Raw genomic sequence first — 17,054 nt, 5'->3', positions numbered from 1 at the left:
GGTTATCCCGTCTCTTGCTGCAGTTTTTGCTGCAGAGCCCTGCGGTGCCTTTTCAATTTACGCGTTTGCGGTGAAAATACCGAACTGATCAGAAACACAAACGTTGCAGTCAGAACAATGGTCGCACCGGAAGGCAAATTCAGGGCGGCGGAAAAAAACAGACCAATCCACGAGGACCCGACGCCGAACAGCACCGCCAGAAACATCATGCGTCTGAAATCCTGGGTCCATTGGTGTGCGGCGGCTGCCGGTGTGACAATCAGGGCTGAAACAAGCACAATACCCACCGCCTTGATCGAAATGACAATGGTCAGGGCGATCAGTGTCAGCATCATATAATTCAAGCGCCGGACCGGCAGTCCGATCACCCGCGCCATGGCCGGATCAAAAGACAAAAACATAAACTCTTTGAAATAATAAAACAAGATGCCGCCCACCAGCAACAGAAGAACCACGCCGGCGATCACGTCAAAACGGGTGACAGCCAGTACATTTCCGAAAATATATCCAAACAAATCCGGATTGTAACCCTCAATAAAGCCGATCAACAGCACACCCAGCGCCATGGTAGAGGCGAAAAAAATACCGACCGCGGTATCCTCGCGAATTCTGTGATGCTCACTCACATAACCAATGGCATAAGCGGTGAGCGAACAAAACACAACCGACGTAAAAAACGGCTGAATACCGATGAGCAATCCAATGGCCACCCCTCCGAAACTCGCGTGTGCAATACCGGCGCCGATAAACGACATGTGCCGCAACACCACATAAACGCCAATCAATGCACATAATGTACCGGTGACCGTGGCCATCACCAGAGCGCGCTGCATAAATGTATAGGTCAGTAAATCAATCATCTGTAGAGTCCGATCCGTTTTTCCTGGGCACGACCAGATGCGGAACATCGCCATGACCAAAAAACATGGCTTCGCAGCCGTACATTTCTTCGAGCGTGTCTTTTCCGAGCACCTGATTGGGGATGCCATGCGTGACCAGTTTGCGATTCAGACAGGCCACAGCATCCACATATTGAGAGACCACACCCACATCATGCGACACAATGAGAAGCGTCAGTTTCATTTGCTTTTGCATTTTATACAGCCATTCGTAAAAACTTTCCGTGGAATTGATATCCAGCGCCGCGGTGGGTTCATCCAGAATCAAAAGGTCCGGTTCCACAGCCAGCGCCCGGGCAATCAGAGCCCGCTGCCGCTGTCCGCCCGAGAGGTGCCCGATCGGCTGATTTGCCAGTTCATCCAGTTCAACCTGTTCCAGCGCCTGCCGAACAGCGCGTTTGTCAGGGTCGCCGGGCCGTTTTCCGGGGCCGATCAATCGGCTGCGCCCCAGCATCACGGTATCCCATACATCAATCGGGAACTGCAGATTAATATCAACCGACTGGGGTACATAACCGATGCGCCGGCGCTCTTTGTTCAAACGGGTGGATGTTTTACCGAACACAAACGCTTCGCCGGACAGGGGCTGGATCAATCCCAGGATCGCCTTGAGCAGGGTTGACTTGCCCGAACCGTTCGGGCCCAAAATCCCCAGAAATTCAGACCGGTTAACCGCAAAGGTGACATCTTCCAGCACCAGCTTGTCCTGATAAGCGACATAGAGATGCTTTGTTTCGATAACAGGCTGTTCATGTTTCATTATTGCAGGCCCCGCGCCATCTGTTGAACATTATATGTCATGATATCCACATAGGTTTCCCGGCCGGTGGCTCCCAGCGGATCAAGGGCAATCACCGATACACCGCTCTCATTTGCGATCATTTCGGCAACTTTGCTGGGAAACTGCGCTTCCGTGAAAACAGCTTTGGCATCAATCGCCTCCACCTGCTGAATAATCTCGCGGATATCCCCGGGTGTGGGTTCCGCGCCGGGACGTTTTTCAATAACCCCCGCAATTTCGAGTCCATAACGTCTTGCAAAATAGAACCAGGCCGGATGAAACGTGACAAAACGTTTCTGCGACCAGCCGGAGACCTGGGTCTCAATCCATGTATCCAGTTTGCTGATCCCGGTTATCAAAGAATCTGCTTTCAGTTCATATTCATTTGCATGTTCAGGATCCAGTTCACTCAGGGCATCGCAAATCTGTTTAACCTGTTGAACCGCCAAAACGGGATCGAGCCAGACATGCGGGTTATAATGATGATCGTCCGAGCCATGTCCGTGATGTGTTTCCAAAAAATCGTGCAGTACCCGGGTCGTGACCAGAACAGTTGTCTCATCCGCATTCTCCCGCACCTTGTCGGCCCAGTATTCCAGGCCAAGCCCGTTGAGCACCAGCAGTTCCGAATCGACAATTTTCCGCATCAACGCCGGTGACAGTTCAAATGTATGCGGATTGGAGCCGGCCGGAATGACCGTAAACACATCCACATACTCTCCGCCGATTTGTTGTGTAAAATCAGTGAGCGGTCGAATGCTGACCGCCACTACGGGTCTTTCCGGCTCGTGATCCGGAGCAGAACAGTGTGTCAACAAAAGCAATACGAGAAAATAAAAGGATGATCGATACATATAGGGTTCCTATTCCATTTTATTGAGTGTATACCAGGCCGAGACAAGTTCTCCCGTCTTGACAGCCATGGACTCGGAACTAATCAGATGATCCGCATGCGGCAGAACCACAAAACTCTTGGGCTGCGGCGCTTCTTCGAACAGCTGCTCTCCCTGCTTTACCTCAATCACGCCATCGCCGGCTGCATGCAGCACCAGCAACGGCGCTTTTAACTCGTGAATATTCTGGCGCATGGCATTGTCATCCAGATCCTGAAAAAAATGTCTATTGATCCGGTAATCGCGCGGCCCGACGCTTACCACCACATAATCCTGATGCGATTGCTTGATGTTTTTTTTCATCAGGTGCTGCAGATGCTGCGGTGAAAACGGCGCTGCGATGGTGACAACCGCGTTTGCATAGCCCTGATGCGCAAGCTGCAGAACAGCTGATCCACCCAGTGAATGACCGATGAGAATATCCGGCGGGCGGTAATGCGCCTCCAGATAATCGGCCGCAGCTTTGAGGTCAGCCACATTGGTGCTCAGATTGGTATCCGCAAAATCGCCCTGACTGTCGCCGAGTCCGGTAAAATCGAACCGGCACACCCCGATCCCGTGCCGGGCCAGAGCCCCGGACAAGGCATGGATGGATTTCAAATTTTTGCTACACGTAAAACAGTGTGCATACAGCGCGAATGCATGCGGGGATTCGTCAGGCGGCAAATCCAGACGGCCCTGCAGAGTCGTGCCCTGGCTTCCGGGAAAGGAGATCAACTTTGTTTTAATGTCTTTTGCCATAGTCGTTTTCCGTCATCTCCCCTGTTCGGGTTGTTTCAAGGATATTGCCTGTCTATCATCGTCTCCGGTCTGCCGCTCCCTCCGGGTATCAGCGAATCATACCATCGCTTCACGCAGCTTTAATTTCAGCCGATGTATTTTTCGCCGGATTCGTTTCAGCCGGACTTTGTCTTTTTCCTCCAGCGCCTTGTCCCGCTGTTTTTTCAGCTCCCGAATCTGCTGTTTGACCGCCGCCTTGTCGATACCGACCACCTCGTGATGTTCGTGCGCTTCGATTCCCAGCGCTTCACAGATGGCCTGGATCAAATGATCCTTGTGCATGCTCGAATAGCCGTGCACGGCATCATGATCAATCTTTGCTGCTGCTTCTTTCAGCTGCGCAGCGGACATATCCTTTAATTGCTCATACGTATACTCCATACAACCTCCAATTTATGGGTTATGTTCAGGTCGTTTGGCTCTGATATCGTATCAGCATCCGGTTTTATCGGTTCCCGTAATCAGAGTATAACAATAATTCAACAGACAAACAATCTCAATTCGCGGCTCATCTCTGTTCGTTCACGGCCAATTGCTGCTCAATCGCAGTTTTGATTTTTTTCCCGGAGGGCTTGACAGTCGGTGCAAAACGGTCAACCACACTGCCGTCGCGTCCGATCAAAAATTTGGTAAAATTCCACTTGATCGCGCCGCCGTGATCATGCATGGATTTATCCGTCAGATATTGATACAGAAGCGCCTGATCCTCGCCTTTGACGGATATCTTGGCAAACATGGGGAATGTCACACCGAATTCGGCGCTGCAAAATTCCTGAATTTGTTCATTGCTGCCGGGTTCCTGGTTGGCAAAATTGTTTGCCGGGAATCCCAGCACCGTAAATCCGGAATCCTTGTAGGTCTCATACAAATCCTGCAATCCGTCATATTGCGGCGTGAAACCGCATTTGCTGGCTGTATTGACAATGAGTACTACATTGCCCTTGTATTGGGCCAGATCAACGGACTCGCCATCAATAGACTGTACCGTAAAATCAAGCGGAGAGTTTGCCTCATTTGCATTTATCTGAAATGTCATAAACAACACCATTAAAAAATAAACTGTTTTATTCATTGGTTTCTCCCTGTTTTTCAACCATAACATGAAAAACAAGACAAATATTTCAATCCCTGTAAACTCTGTCCGCAAGACCTGATTTTTCCCCGATCCCCGTAAAAAGCCGGAGAACCCGCAGGTTCTCCGGCGATGACACAATCGGACTAGTCATCGATGGCAATATATTCGAATTTTTTGATAAATTCTTCATTGGTCATCCTGGCAATATCAGCCATACGAGAGATCAGAGCATTATCTTTCAAATCCCGTTGTTCCAGACGCACCATGTATTTGGTTGCCACTTTGTAATAATCGCGCTCCGTGTCCACCAACCGGACCGTGGTTTTATTGGTTTTCGGATCGATCATATCTTCAAAATAAAGCGGATGGAACCGGCCATTCTCAACGCAGATCATGGCGTTTTTCTGGTGTTCCGGATCCGTGCGCATCAAATAATCAACAGCGCTGTAGCCCAGATCGCGGGTGTATTCCTGATCGTAGGGAATGGGATCGGCACAACGCAACACATAGCCGATATTAATTTCGACCATGCTCTGTTTATCACCGCGTTCCTTGAAACGTTCGGTCACCTTTTGCATGATAATTTTACCCAACTCCACTTCAGCCAGACGCAAATGGCCATAATTATCATACTCCACCATCACACCGGGTATAGATTTCAGCTGTTCCGGGCTAAAGCGCTCTGCAACCCCTTCAGCGATCACCAGCACGCCGTGCGGATTGCCCATGGCGCGGCGTTTGAGAATAGAAGCTTCGAAAATATCACAGACTTTTTCAATGTCGATGTATTCATCATCTTTAAACTCTTCGGCAATCAACGTCAGAGTCGCGCCGGCTGACTTGCCGATTCCCAGCGCCAAATGCCCGGCGTGCCGGCCCATGGCAACGGTTACATACCAGCGGCTGGTGGTTTTTGCATCTTCCATCAGGTTTTTCACCAGCTGGGCGCCGTAATGACGCGCGGTGTTGTATCCGAATGTCGGCAGATCATTGGGCAGCGGCAAATCATTGTCAATGGTTTTGGGGACGTGAGCGAATTTAATTCTGCCTTCTGCGCCTTTGGCGATTTCACTGGCGCCGTAGGACGTATCATCACCGCCGATGGTGACCATATATTTGATGCCGAGTTTTTCCAGATTTTTAACAGCATTTTTAACGCCGTTTTCTTCGCGAGCCGGATTGGTTCGCGATGTTCTCAACACGGAACCACCGTTAAAGTGAATCCGGGATACATCCTGGATCTCAAATTCAACAACGCGCTCCATGAGTTCATCAAAATCATCCTGAACCAGCCATTTGTAGCCGTCGTAAATTCCATATACTTTTAAGCCGCGGCGACGCGCTTCGATAGTAACTGCGGCAATCACCCCGTTCAATCCCGGAGCCGGGCCGCCGCCCACCAATATACCTACATTTCCTTTTTCCTGACTCATATAACTCTCCTGATTTTATTGTTCGTTTCCATTTCTGTTTGCTGCCGGATAAGACCCAAGCACCCGGATCATGGACGTAATTTCTTTTAGATGCCGGATGGCATTCTGACTGCGTTCTTCCTGCATTGAACCGACAAAATCCAGATAAAAAATATATTCCCAGGGTCTGCCGCGCAGGGGCCTGGACTCGATTTTCACCAAATCAATATCCCTAAGAGCAAAAACACTCAGTGATTTAAAGAGTGCGCCCGGGATGCTTTTCATGGCAAACACCACGGATGTTTTGGTCGGCGCTTTTAGTGGTTCATCCCGCAGGGACAGCACATTAAACCGGGTATAGTTTTCCGGAATATCTTCCACCTCTTCTTTGAGAATAGTCATCCCGTAATCCCGGGCCGCCCAGCGGCTGCCGATAGCAGCAGCGTCCATCATCTTTTTATCACGGATCATTTTAACACTGCCCGCCGTATCATAACTGGCAATAGGCTCTACATCCTTTAGGGACATGAGAAAAGACCGGCATTGCTCCAGCGCCTGCGGATGCGAGTAAATCATATGAATATCCTGCATTTGAACGCCGGGACAGGCAATCAGATGCTGAGCGACGCGCAAATGCACTTCGCCGATGATATGGATATCATGTTCGAGAAGCAGATCAATATTCCGGTGTATGCTGCCGGTGAGTGAATTTTCCACCGGCACCACTCCGTAATCCGCATCGCCTTTTTCCACGCGTTCGAACACGGTTTGAAACGTTTTGCAGGGAATACACTCTATCTCTTTGCCAAAAAACTTTTGAGATGCCATTTCACTAAAGGCGTAGCGCGCACCCTGAAAGGCAACCTTGGGTATAGCCATATTCAATGTCTCTGTTCTCCAGATGGTCATTGTCACAAGGATCAAACCATGCAGTCCAGCGAGGCGGAAATGACCCATAAGTAAATTAAAAGATGATTACAAGTTATAATATAATTTTTTTTCAGGAAAAATGCAATAACGGGTTGCAACCAAAATATTTCAAGAATTTTTAACTACCGGTTTTGCAGCATCTTTTCTATTGATTTTGAAACATGGAAATAGTATTTTTAATACTTTACTAAATGGTTGACTTGTGAAACTATATCAATTTTACAAAATACTCTTTGTTATTTTTCTGCTGTCTGTTTCCGGAGTTCAGGCGCAATCCGCCGGTTCCAACACGGCCCGGCAGCGGCGGGAACTGCAAGAGCTGCGCTCCGAAATTGAAAATTATGAAGAAAAACTTGCGGAATCGAAAAGCAAGACAAAAGCCGCCGGCGATCTGATTGCCAATATGGACCGTGAAATTGATGTGGCAATCCGCTATGTGGACAATCTGAAACAGGTTGTCCAAAGCAAAGAACAAGAGATTCGGGAACAAAAGCAGCAAATTGACGAGCTGAGTGAGCAGATCGATGAATTAAAGGCGCTGGTCAAACGTCGGATTGTCAGTTACTATAAATACGGACAGCGCCACGATTACGAGCTTTTGTTCACCAGCAATACATGGCGCCAGGTCCAGGTCTGGTTAAAATATCAAAAACTCATTGCCGGGAATGACCGGCGCAATTATCAAGCGCTGATCGAGAAACGCAATGAACTGCAGCAACGCCGGGAACAGCTCAAACAGGATATTCGGGAGCGGGAGTACGCTCTCAACCAGCACACGCGCGAAACCCGGCAACTGAAACTCAGCCGCGAAAAACGCCGGAAATATTTAAAATCCCTGGCCCGGGATACGACGTACCTGGCGCGGCATCTGGAGGAACTGCAGCAGGCTCAGACTCAGATCCGTCAGGCGATTGAACGCAACGAGCGCAAACGCCGGCTGCATCAAAAATCAACGGCCGGAACCGATGCAGCCGCAGACCGCCAACAGGACGGGGTTGCATTTAGCTCGCTTCGCGGGCGTCTGCCGTGGCCGGTTCAGGGTGAAATCATCACCCGGTTTGGCACATACAAACACCCGACATTGAACACCGTTACGGAAAACATTGGTGTGGAAATCAAAACCTCGCGCGGGCAGCCTGTAAAAGCGGTCGACGCCGGTCAGGTGCAAACCATCACCTGGCAGCGGGGCCGCGGCAATATCATTATTCTGGCGCATGACAACGGCTATTACACGGTGTATACGCATATTGAATCGATCAAAGTGAATATGATGCAGCATGTGAGCGCCGAAGACATTATAGGTACGGTTGGTGAATCGGGTTCTCTAAAGGGACCGATCCTGCATTTTCAGATATGGAAAAATACAGAGAACTTGAATCCGGAAACCTGGTTAAAATAGGTTGAGCACGATGGCACACATACAAATGGATACCATGGGTCAGGAACGCCCCAAACAAATTCTGGGCCGGGCGCTGGAAAACGGCCGTGTACCGCACGCCTACTTGTTCAGCGGCCCCGCCGGTGTGGGCAAGGAAGCGCTGGCAATCGAGTTTACCAAAGCCTTGTTTTGCAGCTCACTGGAAAAACGTCCCTGCCATGTGTGCTCCAGCTGTACCCGGATATCCCGGTTTCAGCATCCGGATTTTATATTCCTGTTTCCGACATCCGGAGACAAGATCGAAGAACAGAATCAGGTGCTGCAGAGCGTGGCTGCCAATCCGTACGCCCGCAAGCAGCTCTGGGCATCTCCGCTGATCAGCATAGATGCCGTGCGTCAGGTGCGCAAAGCCAGCAATTTAAAACCATCGGAAGGCAGGCGCATGGTGGTGATCGCGGAGGCTGATAAAATGAATATACAGGCGTCCAACGCCATTTTGAAAATACTTGAGGAACCGCCGGCCTCCATGCATCTGATCCTCACGACGGCACAGCCGGCAAAACTACTGCCGACTATTCTGTCGCGTTGTCAGGAAATTCGGCTCGGCCCGCTGCGCGCGCAGGACATTGAAACCGCGCTTGTGGAGCGTGAAGGCCTGAAAACCGGGCAGGCGCGCCTGCTGTCACTGGCGGCGCAGGGCAGTTATGGACAGGCTCTGGAATGGAAAGAAGAAGGATTTCAGGAGAAACGCGAGACCGCACTGAACATTTTGCGCACCTGCCTGAAATCCCGAAAAGCCCAACTGGACCTGATCCAGGAATTGCTGCAAACGCAAGACAAGAGTCAGATTAGAAAAATTCTGACCTGGCTTATTCTCTGGTATCGGGATTCGCATATCGCATCTCTGCTAAATGACAGCCGCGAGCGGATTGTGAATGCAGATCTGTCGGATACCCTGGAAAAATTTAATAATACATTCGAATCTATCGATCATGAACGATCCATATTGGAGATAGAACGATCAATTGAAATGCTCGAACGCAATATTCAGATTCAGCTTGTTTTAACAGTTTTGTTTCAGCGTTTGGGCAAAAATATGAAGAAGCGTTGAGGTTGTTGTTATGATAGAACTGGTATTCAAAAACGAACGCAAACAAATATATGAAAATCCCCAGCAGTTTCCGTTTCAAATCGGCGATTATGCCATTGTTGAAGCTGAAAAAGGCGAGGATCTGGGGGTGGTGAATCAGCTGGGCTCTGTTTTGGAACGCAAAAAAGGCAATAAAGAGATCCGCAATGTCATCCGCAAGCCCACCAAAACCGATATGGAGCGGTATCACAGAAACCGCAAACGCGAAGCGGATGCCTATCAGCTCTGTAAAATCAAGATATCCGAACATGCGCTGAACATGAAACTGGTTGATGTGGAATACCAGTTTGACGGGCAAAAGATCACCTTTTATTTCACAGCGGACAAGCGCGTGGATTTCCGGTCTTTGGTCAAAGACCTGGCCAGTATTTACAAAGTCCGTATCGAGCTGCGCCAGATCGGAGTGCGCGACGAAGCCAAACGCGTGGGCGGATATGGCTGCTGCGGCAGAAAACTGTGCTGCACCACGTTTTTAAAAGAATTTGATCCCATCACCACCCAATGCGCCAAGGAACAGAATTTACCGTTGAATCCGCAAAAATTATCCGGACTCTGTGGCCGCCTGCTCTGCTGCCTGATGTATGAACGTGATTTTTACAAGCAACAGACGCAGAAAATGCCGGGATGCGGCTGCCGGTTCAAAACGGAAAAAGGAATCGGGCGAGTGGCGTCTTATAATGTATTCAAAGAAACGGTCACGCTCGAATTCGACAACCATCAGTACGAAACGTACAGCCTGCAGGAGATGCAGGATTTTGAAAAAAACAGAAACTCTGATCATTCCTGATCATCAAGGAGATTGTAACTATGCCGGGCCAGGTAAAACGAGTAGGATTGTTAACAGGCGGAGGCGATTGCCCCGGCCTGAATGCTGTTATACGCGCTGTATCCAAATCACTGTTGCGCAATCATGAAATCGAGGTACTGGGACTGGTGGATGGATTCCAGGGACTGATGGATAAAAATGTCCGCGCACTGGACTGGGATGCGGTGTCCGGGATTCTGCAGCAGGGCGGCACCGTACTGGGGACTTCAAATAAAGCCAACCCCTTTCAGCGGCCGGTTCAGAAAAACGGAAAGACCGTCTATGAAGATTACTCGGAACAGACTCTGAAAAACGCGGAAGAAATGGGACTGGATGCCGTGGTATGCATCGGCGGCGACGGCACCATGACTGTGGCGCATGACATGATGAAAAAAGGACTGCGCGTGGTAGGGGTTCCGAAAACCATCGACAATGACATTTACGGCACAGACGTGACATTCGGTTATGACACCGCGTTGAGTACCGCAACCGACGCCATTGACCGCATTCACACCACAGCCATGTCGCATCACCGGGTGATGCTGGTTGAAGTGATGGGGCGGTACGCCGGGTGGTTGACGCTGGGCTCGGGACTGGCCGGCGGCGCCGATATTGTGCTGATCCCGGAAATCGAATACGATCTTGAAGAAATCTGCGATGTGGTTCGGGAACGCAGCCATCGCGGACGCAAATTCAGCATTATCGCTGTGGCCGAGGGCGCCAAACCCCAAGGCGGCGAACTGACCGTCGCCCGCACTGTAAAAGACAGTCCGGAGAAAATCCGTTTGGGCGGCATCGCCTGGAAGTTGAGTACAGAAATCGAGGACGAAACCGGACTGGAATGCCGGGCCACCGTTCTCGGACATTTACAGCGCGGCGGAACCCCCACCGCCCATGACCGCATCCTGGCCACGCTTTACGGTGTGGCTGCAGCGGAACTGATCGCCAATCGTCAGTTTGACAGAATGGTGGCTCTGCAGAACAACAAGATCACCAGCGTCCCCATCAAGGAAATCGGAGGCAAAACACGCTTTGTCGACAAGGATAACAGGCTCATTAAAGCCGTTCTCTCCGTCGGCTCCAGCTTGGGAACCCGGGAACTCTAAAAAAAGGATTTGAATTGTTTATGGCACAGAACAAGGAATACAAACGTATACTCGTGACCAGCGCTCTACCCTACGCAAACGGACCGATTCATCTCGGCCATCTGGCCGGCGCTTATCTTCCGGCTGATATCTATGTGCGTTATCAGCGCCGCAAAAAACGCGAGGTGATCTATATCTGCGGTTCGGATGAACACGGTGTTCCGATTACCATAGCCGCTGAGAAAAAAGGGGTCTCTCCTCAGGATATTGTCGATGAATTTCACAACCGCAATCTCAAGGCCTTCCAGGCGTTTGGAATGTCGTTTGATTATTACGGCAGAACCAGTTCCCCCGTACATCACGAAACCTCGCAGCAATTCTTTTTAAAACTGTATAACAAAGATATATTCAAAAAAAAGTCGGAAAAACAGCTTTACGATCAAAAGACGGATATGTTTTTGCCGGACCGGTACGTCAAAGGCACCTGCCCCTCCTGCGGCTATAACGAAGCGTACGGTGACCAGTGCGAAAAATGCGGGGCCTCCCTGTCCCCCAATGAACTCATTGATCCGGTCAGCACTCTGACCGGCAACAAACCGGAACTCAAGGAAACCGAGCACTGGTATCTGCCGCTGGAGCGTCTGCAAAAAGAGATTGAAGCCTGGATCGATTCGCGCGAGAACTGGAAATCCAACGTGATGGGTCAGGTTAAAACCTGGCTGAACGAAGGCCTGGCGGACCGCGCGGTGACCCGTGACCTGAAATGGGGTGTTCCCGTTCCCCTGCAGGAAGCAACGGGCAAAGTCCTGTATGTCTGGTTTGACGCGCCCATCGGTTATATCTCCGCCACCAAGGAATGGGCGCAGGAGCTGAATGAACCCGAACGCTGGAAAGAATACTGGCAGCGCGACGATACCAAACTGGTGCATTTTATCGGTAAAGACAATATCGTGTTCCATTGTATCATGTTTCCGGCCATGCTGCAGGTGCACGGTGATTTTGTGTTACCGGACAATGTGCCGGCGAACGAATTTTTAAACCTGGAAGGCAATAAACTCAGTACCAGCAAAAACTATGCGGTGTGGCTGGAAGACTATTGCAAAAAATATCCGGTTGATCCTCTGCGCTATTATCTGGCCTGCACAGCGCCGGAAACGCGCGATTCTGACTTTACCTGGGAAGAATACCTGCACCGCAACAATGATGAACTGGCGGACATTCTGGGTAACTTTATCAACCGCAGCCTGGCGTTCACTCAAAAACGTTTTGACGGTGCGGTTCCGCCACGCGGCGAACTGGACGATCTGGACAACAGCATGCTGGATACGATCCGCCGGGCGCCGCAGATAATCGGCAGCCATCTGGAACACTATGAAAACCGCAAAGCCGTAACTGCGCTGATGGACGTGGCGCGTGCGGCCAACAAATATTTCAATGATCAGCATCCCTGGAAAACGATAAAGTCCGATCCGGATCGCTGCGCCACCACACTGAATATTTGTATTCATACCTGCCAGGTGCTTTTGATGCTCATGGAACCCGTGCTGCCGCACACAGCACGCAGAGGCTGGCCGATGCTGGGATTGGATGAAGCCCTGGAGAAAAAAGCCTGGGACGACATCGGAAAACAGGACATTCCGGCCGGTCACAAACTCGGTAAAATCGAAATTTTATTCAAAAAAATTGAATACAAAGATATAGAGCCGGAGATACAGCGGCTGCGCGCTATTCAAAAGAAACTTGAACAGGAGCAAACGGCTGAACCATCACCGAAACAAGAGGATAAAAAGATATCAATCGATGAATTTGCACGCGTTAAACTCAAGGTTGCGACCGTGCTGCGGGCCGAAAATGTCAAAAAAACAGACAAGCTGCTCAAGCTGCAGATCAAAGTCGGTTCAGAAGAACGCCAAATCGTCGCCGGCATCGCGCAGCACTATTCTCCGGAAGAGATCACCGGCAAAAAGATTATCATTGCAGCCAATCTCGAACCCGCTAAAATTCGCGGAATCGAGTCCAATGGAATGTTGTTGGCCGCGGAAGATGAGAACGGTCATTTTTCCGTGTTAACCTGCGACCGTGACATCGAGTCCGGCGCCCCGATACGTTAAACAAGAGTTGTTATGACTGAACCCAAATTAATTGATACACATACGCATTTATATTTTGATCAATTTGAATCCGATCTCGATGCCGTTGTCGGTCGCGCGCAGGGTGCGGATGTCATCGCCATGCTGGTTGTGGGCATCGACTATGAATCCTCGCTGCAGGCGGTCAGCACAGCTGAAAAATACGACTTTATTTTCGCGGCCGTGGGGGTTCATCCACATGATGCCAAAGATATGACGGACGAGCACTTTGACGCTATCCGCGATCTGCTAAATCATCCCAAAGTGGTGGCCATTGGTGAAATCGGCCTGGATTATCATTATGATTATTCACCGCGCGATGTGCAGCGGCGTGTGTTTCGGCGCTTCCTGGACCTGTCGCAGGAATCTAAAAAACCGGTTATCATACACACCCGGGAAGCAGATGAAGATATTCTGGACGTGATCCAGGGCCGTTCCAGACACAACTGGAGCGGTGTGTTTCACTGTTTTTCCGGAGATGTGCCCATGGCGGAAAAAGCGATTGAACTGGGATTCCATATCTCTTTTACAGGGAATATCACGTTCAAACGCTCGCGTTCTATAGACGTAGCAGCGGCGCTGCCGCTGAACCGGTTGATGGTGGAAACAGACTGTCCGTTTATGTCCCCGGTTCCCAAACGCGGCCGGCGCAATGAACCGGCATTTGTGCAATACGTGGCGTCCAGGCTGGCAAAAGCAAAGAATATACCTGTTGAACAGGTCGCCCGGATAACAACGCAAAACGCGGTTTCCCTGTTCAATCTTCCGCTCGAGATGGATTCATGACGGTTGAGCTAAAGGCCAAACAAAGCCTTGGCCAGAATTTTCTGACAGATGCGAACGTCGCGGATAATATCGTATCCGCTATGCAATTGAACAGCACTGATACGGTGATTGAGATCGGTCCGGGACGCGGCATGCTGACCCGCCGTATCTGTCCATTGGTACATGAATGCATTGCCCTAGAAATTGACCAGCGCCTCATTCCCGGTCTGCAACGCGACCTGGCCGATGCAAAGAACCTCACAATTTTGCACCAGGACGCATTAAAATACGACTTTTCGGTCAAGGGCAAAGACGGACTTGTGGTTGTCGGAAATATTCCCTACAATATCACCAGTCCGATTTTTTTCAAGGCTCTGGACAATCGGCATTGCATCAGCCGATTGATTATGCTTATTCAAAGAGAAGTGGCGGAACGTTTCGTATCCGCTCCCAACAGCAAAGAATACGGCATTCTCGCCGTGTTGTCCCAGACATTTGCGGATGTTGAGCTTTTATTGCGAGTGCCGCCCACGGTTTTCAAACCGCGGCCCAAAGTGGACTCTGCATTGGTTCGCTGGACATTTACACAAAAATACGAAACACAGCTCAAAGATCCGGAGCTGTATCGGACCATTGTCAAACAGGCATTCGGACAGCGGCGAAAAATGATGCGGCGTTCGTTAAAAGACAGGGTCAATGATACCCGTAATGATTTTGATTTGACCCGGAGACCGGAAGATCTGTCCATTCAGGAATGGATTGATTTAACCAATGAACTGATGCAACACCAAAATCAGGAGAGATAGTATGACTGACATGCTTGAACTCAGAGAAATTATTGAAAACCTCTCCTACCTCATCGATGCAGGTGAAGATTCCAAGATCAAGAGCATCATCATCGACAGCCATCCTGCCGACCTGGCGGATATTCTATCAGAAATTAATGAAGACAAACGCGGCTATCTGTTCAATCTGCTTCCGACGCAAACCGCTGCTTATGTGCTCATGGAACTCGACGAAGTGACGCGTGAGCATCTGCTGCCGGAAATTGACTCGGGACATCTGGTCAAAATCATTCACGAAATGGACTCGGATGATTCCGCTGATCTTATTTCTGAAATGGACGAGACCACAGCAAAAAACATCCTGTCGCGTATTGAGCCGCACGACCGTATCGAAGTTCAGAAACTGCTTCGCCACAAAGAGGACTCGGCCGGTGGAATTATGGCGCTGGAGTTCATTGCGGTGTATGAAGATCAGACCGTGGATGACGCCATTCAGGAAATTCGTCAGCGCGCCCAGGAAGTGGAACATGTGTTTCATGTGTACGCGGTTGACCGGGGCGGACGCCTGGTCGGTGTGGTGCCCATCAAGCAGCTGTTTTTGCGCAATCCCGCCCGGCTCATTCGCGACATTATGAAGCATGATGTTATTTCGGTTACAGTGGACATGGATCAGGAAAGCGTCGCCAATATCGTGAGCAAATATGATTTGCTGGCCGTGCCCGTGGTTGACAAACACAATAGGCTGGTCGGACGCATTACCATTGATGACATTGTCGATGTTCTCCAGGACGAGGCCAACGAAGACATCCAACGCATGGCCGGTATCAGCGACGAGGAGATTCTTCAGGAGACCTCCCCGCTGCGTATTTCCAGAAACCGGCTGCCCTGGCTGATCATCGCGTTTTTCGGACAGATTTGCGCCGCTCTGATTCTGAGCCGCTTTGAAGTGACCATCGCAGAAATCGCCGCGCTCACTTTTTTCATCCCGGTGATCATGGCCATGGGCGGCAATGTCGGCATTCAATCCAGTACCATTATCGTGCGCGGCCTGGCTCTGGACGAAGGTCTGGCCTCGAATATTTGGAGCATGTTTTACCGCGAACTGCGCGTTGCGTTGCTCAATGGTGTGCTGTTGGGTCTTTTGCTGTTTTCATTCATCTGGTTGTGGCGCGGCGAACCGCTTTTCGGTCTGGTGGTGGGCCTGGCAATGATCTTTGTCATTATCAATTCAGCGATTTTCGGTTCCATCATTCCGTTCGTACTGACTCGCTTTAACCTGGATCCCGCGATCGCCACCGGGCCTTTTATAACCACGACCAATGACATACTCGGGTTGTTTATTTATCTGACCATGGCCACAGCTTACCTGAATTATATAAGCTGATAGCAGGAATCAGGCCATGGCGCTATGTAAAACAGAGGCTCTCATTCTGCACAGCCGCAAACAGGGTGAAACCAGTAAAATTTTGTCCATGTACACGCGAGAGTTCGGAAAATTATCCCTGATGGCCAAAGGATCACGCGGTATTCGTTCCAAACATTCGGGTGCGCTGGAAACATTCAACCATGTTTCCATGGTGTTTTATCACAAACAGACCCGCGGTCTGCAGTACCTCAGCCAGGTCAGCCTGTTGTCCCGGTTCCCATCGCTGCTGAACGAACTCGGGAAACTATCCCTGGCGTCCATTCCCTGCGAAATCGTGACACGGGCCGAGGATACCGGACATCCGAATCCGGAATTGTACGATCTGCTGCTGCATACTCTGCAGGCTGTCGACCAGGCGCAGACCGGCCACAAACAGATTATACGCGCGTTCAAACTCAAGTTTTTAGCATTATCCGGATTTGCTCCGGATTTCAAGTGCATGGAATGCGGTACAACGGAACTGGACGCGGTGAACACGCTATCCATCAAAGAAGGCGGCTATACCTGTTCCGCTTGTCCGGCGCCGGACGGACCGCTCTACCCGATGAACCGGCATGCTCTGGAATTGCTGCGCTGGTTTGCAGAGATTCCGATTGAACAGACTGCACAGGCTGCCTGCTCAAAGCACACCGCGGAACATCTGGATACATTTCTGCACGATATTTTATGTTATCACATTGATGCACTGTGTCAGTTAAAATCCGAGATCTATATCAAACAACTTTTAAACGGTTTAAAAAAAGAATCCTGAAAAGCTTTAA

The 17,054-nt window shown here is 50.2% G+C and carries 17 protein-coding genes; 9 read left to right on the top strand and 8 right to left on the bottom strand.

Annotated elements, in window-relative coordinates:
• Window positions 1-2: 2 nt before the first annotated feature.
• The 8 genes from U5R06_10500 to pheA all read right to left on the bottom strand — a co-directional run bounded on the left by U5R06_10500 (window position 3) and on the right by pheA (window position 6,755).
• Window positions 3-860: a metal ABC transporter permease gene (locus U5R06_10500; protein ID MDZ7723211.1), complete on the bottom strand. Its 858-nt coding sequence runs from the start codon at window positions 858-860 to the stop codon at window positions 3-5.
• Window positions 853-1,659, bottom strand: a complete 807-nt coding sequence (locus tag U5R06_10495; GenBank protein MDZ7723210.1) for a metal ABC transporter ATP-binding protein — start codon at window positions 1,657-1,659, stop codon at window positions 853-855. Before U5R06_10495 ends, U5R06_10500 begins: the two co-directional genes overlap by 8 nt.
• Window positions 1,659-2,534 (bottom strand): metal ABC transporter substrate-binding protein, encoded by an 876-nt coding sequence (locus U5R06_10490; protein ID MDZ7723209.1) that lies wholly within the window; start codon window positions 2,532-2,534, stop codon window positions 1,659-1,661. Before U5R06_10490 ends, U5R06_10495 begins: the two co-directional genes overlap by 1 nt.
• A gap of 9 nt (window positions 2,535-2,543) precedes the next feature.
• On the bottom strand, window positions 2,544-3,314 hold the full coding sequence (locus U5R06_10485; GenBank protein MDZ7723208.1) for an alpha/beta fold hydrolase: 771 nt from the start codon (window positions 3,312-3,314) through the stop codon (window positions 2,544-2,546).
• Between the two features lie 96 nt (window positions 3,315-3,410).
• Entirely contained in the window at window positions 3,411-3,734 is a 324-nt protein-coding gene (locus tag U5R06_10480) for a transcription termination factor Rho (GenBank protein MDZ7723207.1), read from the bottom strand.
• A gap of 127 nt (window positions 3,735-3,861) precedes the next feature.
• Window positions 3,862-4,389 (bottom strand): glutathione peroxidase, encoded by a 528-nt coding sequence (locus U5R06_10475; protein ID MDZ7723206.1) that lies wholly within the window; start codon window positions 4,387-4,389, stop codon window positions 3,862-3,864.
• A 182-nt stretch (window positions 4,390-4,571) separates the two neighbouring features.
• Complete coding sequence (pfp, locus tag U5R06_10470) at window positions 4,572-5,861, bottom strand: diphosphate--fructose-6-phosphate 1-phosphotransferase (GenBank protein MDZ7723205.1); 1,290 nt, start codon at window positions 5,859-5,861, stop codon at window positions 4,572-4,574.
• Between the two features lie 15 nt (window positions 5,862-5,876).
• A complete protein-coding gene (pheA, locus tag U5R06_10465) occupies window positions 5,877-6,755 on the bottom strand; it encodes a prephenate dehydratase (protein MDZ7723204.1) in 879 nt (292 codons plus the stop codon).
• 217 nt (window positions 6,756-6,972) lie between these two features.
• Here pheA and U5R06_10460 point away from each other — a divergent pair, with 217 nt between their 5' ends.
• The 9 genes from U5R06_10460 to recO are packed head-to-tail and all read left to right on the top strand — an operon-like array spanning window position 6,973 to window position 17,044.
• A complete protein-coding gene (locus tag U5R06_10460; GenBank protein MDZ7723203.1) occupies window positions 6,973-8,169 on the top strand; it encodes a peptidoglycan DD-metalloendopeptidase family protein in 1,197 nt (398 codons plus the stop codon).
• A 10-nt stretch (window positions 8,170-8,179) separates the two neighbouring features.
• Entirely contained in the window at window positions 8,180-9,259 is a 1,080-nt protein-coding gene (gene holB, locus U5R06_10455) for a DNA polymerase III subunit delta' (protein ID MDZ7723202.1), read from the top strand.
• Window positions 9,260-9,269: 10 nt separating this feature from the next.
• Window positions 9,270-10,085, top strand: coding sequence for a regulatory iron-sulfur-containing complex subunit RicT (gene ricT / locus U5R06_10450; protein MDZ7723201.1), 816 nt, complete (start codon window positions 9,270-9,272; stop codon window positions 10,083-10,085).
• A 20-nt stretch (window positions 10,086-10,105) separates the two neighbouring features.
• Window positions 10,106-11,209 (top strand): ATP-dependent 6-phosphofructokinase, encoded by a 1,104-nt coding sequence (locus U5R06_10445; GenBank protein MDZ7723200.1) that lies wholly within the window; start codon window positions 10,106-10,108, stop codon window positions 11,207-11,209.
• 20 nt (window positions 11,210-11,229) lie between these two features.
• The gene (gene metG, locus U5R06_10440; protein MDZ7723199.1) at window positions 11,230-13,299 is read left to right on the top strand and encodes a methionine--tRNA ligase; all 2,070 of its coding nucleotides are present in this window, start codon (window positions 11,230-11,232) and stop codon (window positions 13,297-13,299) included.
• A 12-nt stretch (window positions 13,300-13,311) separates the two neighbouring features.
• On the top strand, window positions 13,312-14,103 hold the full coding sequence (locus tag U5R06_10435; GenBank protein MDZ7723198.1) for a TatD family hydrolase: 792 nt from the start codon (window positions 13,312-13,314) through the stop codon (window positions 14,101-14,103).
• Entirely contained in the window at window positions 14,100-14,888 is a 789-nt protein-coding gene (gene rsmA, locus U5R06_10430) for a 16S rRNA (adenine(1518)-N(6)/adenine(1519)-N(6))-dimethyltransferase RsmA (protein ID MDZ7723197.1), read from the top strand. Before U5R06_10435 ends, rsmA begins: the two co-directional genes overlap by 4 nt.
• Before the next feature lies 1 nt (window position 14,889).
• Window positions 14,890-16,251 (top strand): magnesium transporter, encoded by a 1,362-nt coding sequence (gene mgtE, locus U5R06_10425; protein MDZ7723196.1) that lies wholly within the window; start codon window positions 14,890-14,892, stop codon window positions 16,249-16,251.
• Between the two features lie 16 nt (window positions 16,252-16,267).
• Entirely contained in the window at window positions 16,268-17,044 is a 777-nt protein-coding gene (recO, locus tag U5R06_10420) for a DNA repair protein RecO (GenBank protein MDZ7723195.1), read from the top strand.
• Window positions 17,045-17,054 lie beyond the last annotated feature (10 nt).

The organism is candidate division KSB1 bacterium (assembly GCA_034521575.1).
GTDB lineage: Bacteria > Zhuqueibacterota > Zhuqueibacteria > Residuimicrobiales > Krinioviventaceae > JAXHMJ01.
Note: the sequence above shows the minus strand (reverse complement) of the source record. Positions and strands in the feature narration are given on the sequence as shown.

Excerpts from the sequence above, each read along its gene's own strand:
- rsmA (MDZ7723197.1), top strand. The coding sequence starts at position 14,100 with ATGACGGTTGAGCTAAAGGCCAAACAAAGCCTTGGCCAGAATTTTCTG.
- U5R06_10480 (MDZ7723207.1), bottom strand. The coding sequence starts at position 3,734 with ATGGAGTATACGTATGAGCAATTAAAGGATATGTCCGCTGCGCAGCTG.
- U5R06_10475 (MDZ7723206.1), bottom strand. The coding sequence starts at position 4,389 with ATGACATTTCAGATAAATGCAAATGAGGCAAACTCTCCGCTTGATTTT.
- U5R06_10435 (MDZ7723198.1), top strand. The coding sequence starts at position 13,312 with ATGACTGAACCCAAATTAATTGATACACATACGCATTTATATTTTGAT.
- holB (MDZ7723202.1), top strand. The coding sequence starts at position 8,180 with ATGGCACACATACAAATGGATACCATGGGTCAGGAACGCCCCAAACAA.
- mgtE (MDZ7723196.1), top strand. The coding sequence starts at position 14,890 with ATGACTGACATGCTTGAACTCAGAGAAATTATTGAAAACCTCTCCTAC.
- ricT (MDZ7723201.1), top strand. The coding sequence starts at position 9,270 with ATGATAGAACTGGTATTCAAAAACGAACGCAAACAAATATATGAAAAT.
- recO (MDZ7723195.1), top strand. The coding sequence starts at position 16,268 with ATGGCGCTATGTAAAACAGAGGCTCTCATTCTGCACAGCCGCAAACAG.
- U5R06_10490 (MDZ7723209.1), bottom strand. The coding sequence starts at position 2,534 with ATGTATCGATCATCCTTTTATTTTCTCGTATTGCTTTTGTTGACACAC.
- U5R06_10445 (MDZ7723200.1), top strand. The coding sequence starts at position 10,106 with ATGCCGGGCCAGGTAAAACGAGTAGGATTGTTAACAGGCGGAGGCGAT.
- U5R06_10495 (MDZ7723210.1), bottom strand. The coding sequence starts at position 1,659 with ATGAAACATGAACAGCCTGTTATCGAAACAAAGCATCTCTATGTCGCT.
- U5R06_10500 (MDZ7723211.1), bottom strand. The coding sequence starts at position 860 with ATGATTGATTTACTGACCTATACATTTATGCAGCGCGCTCTGGTGATG.
- pfp (MDZ7723205.1), bottom strand. The coding sequence starts at position 5,861 with ATGAGTCAGGAAAAAGGAAATGTAGGTATATTGGTGGGCGGCGGCCCG.
- U5R06_10485 (MDZ7723208.1), bottom strand. The coding sequence starts at position 3,314 with ATGGCAAAAGACATTAAAACAAAGTTGATCTCCTTTCCCGGAAGCCAG.
- metG (MDZ7723199.1), top strand. The coding sequence starts at position 11,230 with ATGGCACAGAACAAGGAATACAAACGTATACTCGTGACCAGCGCTCTA.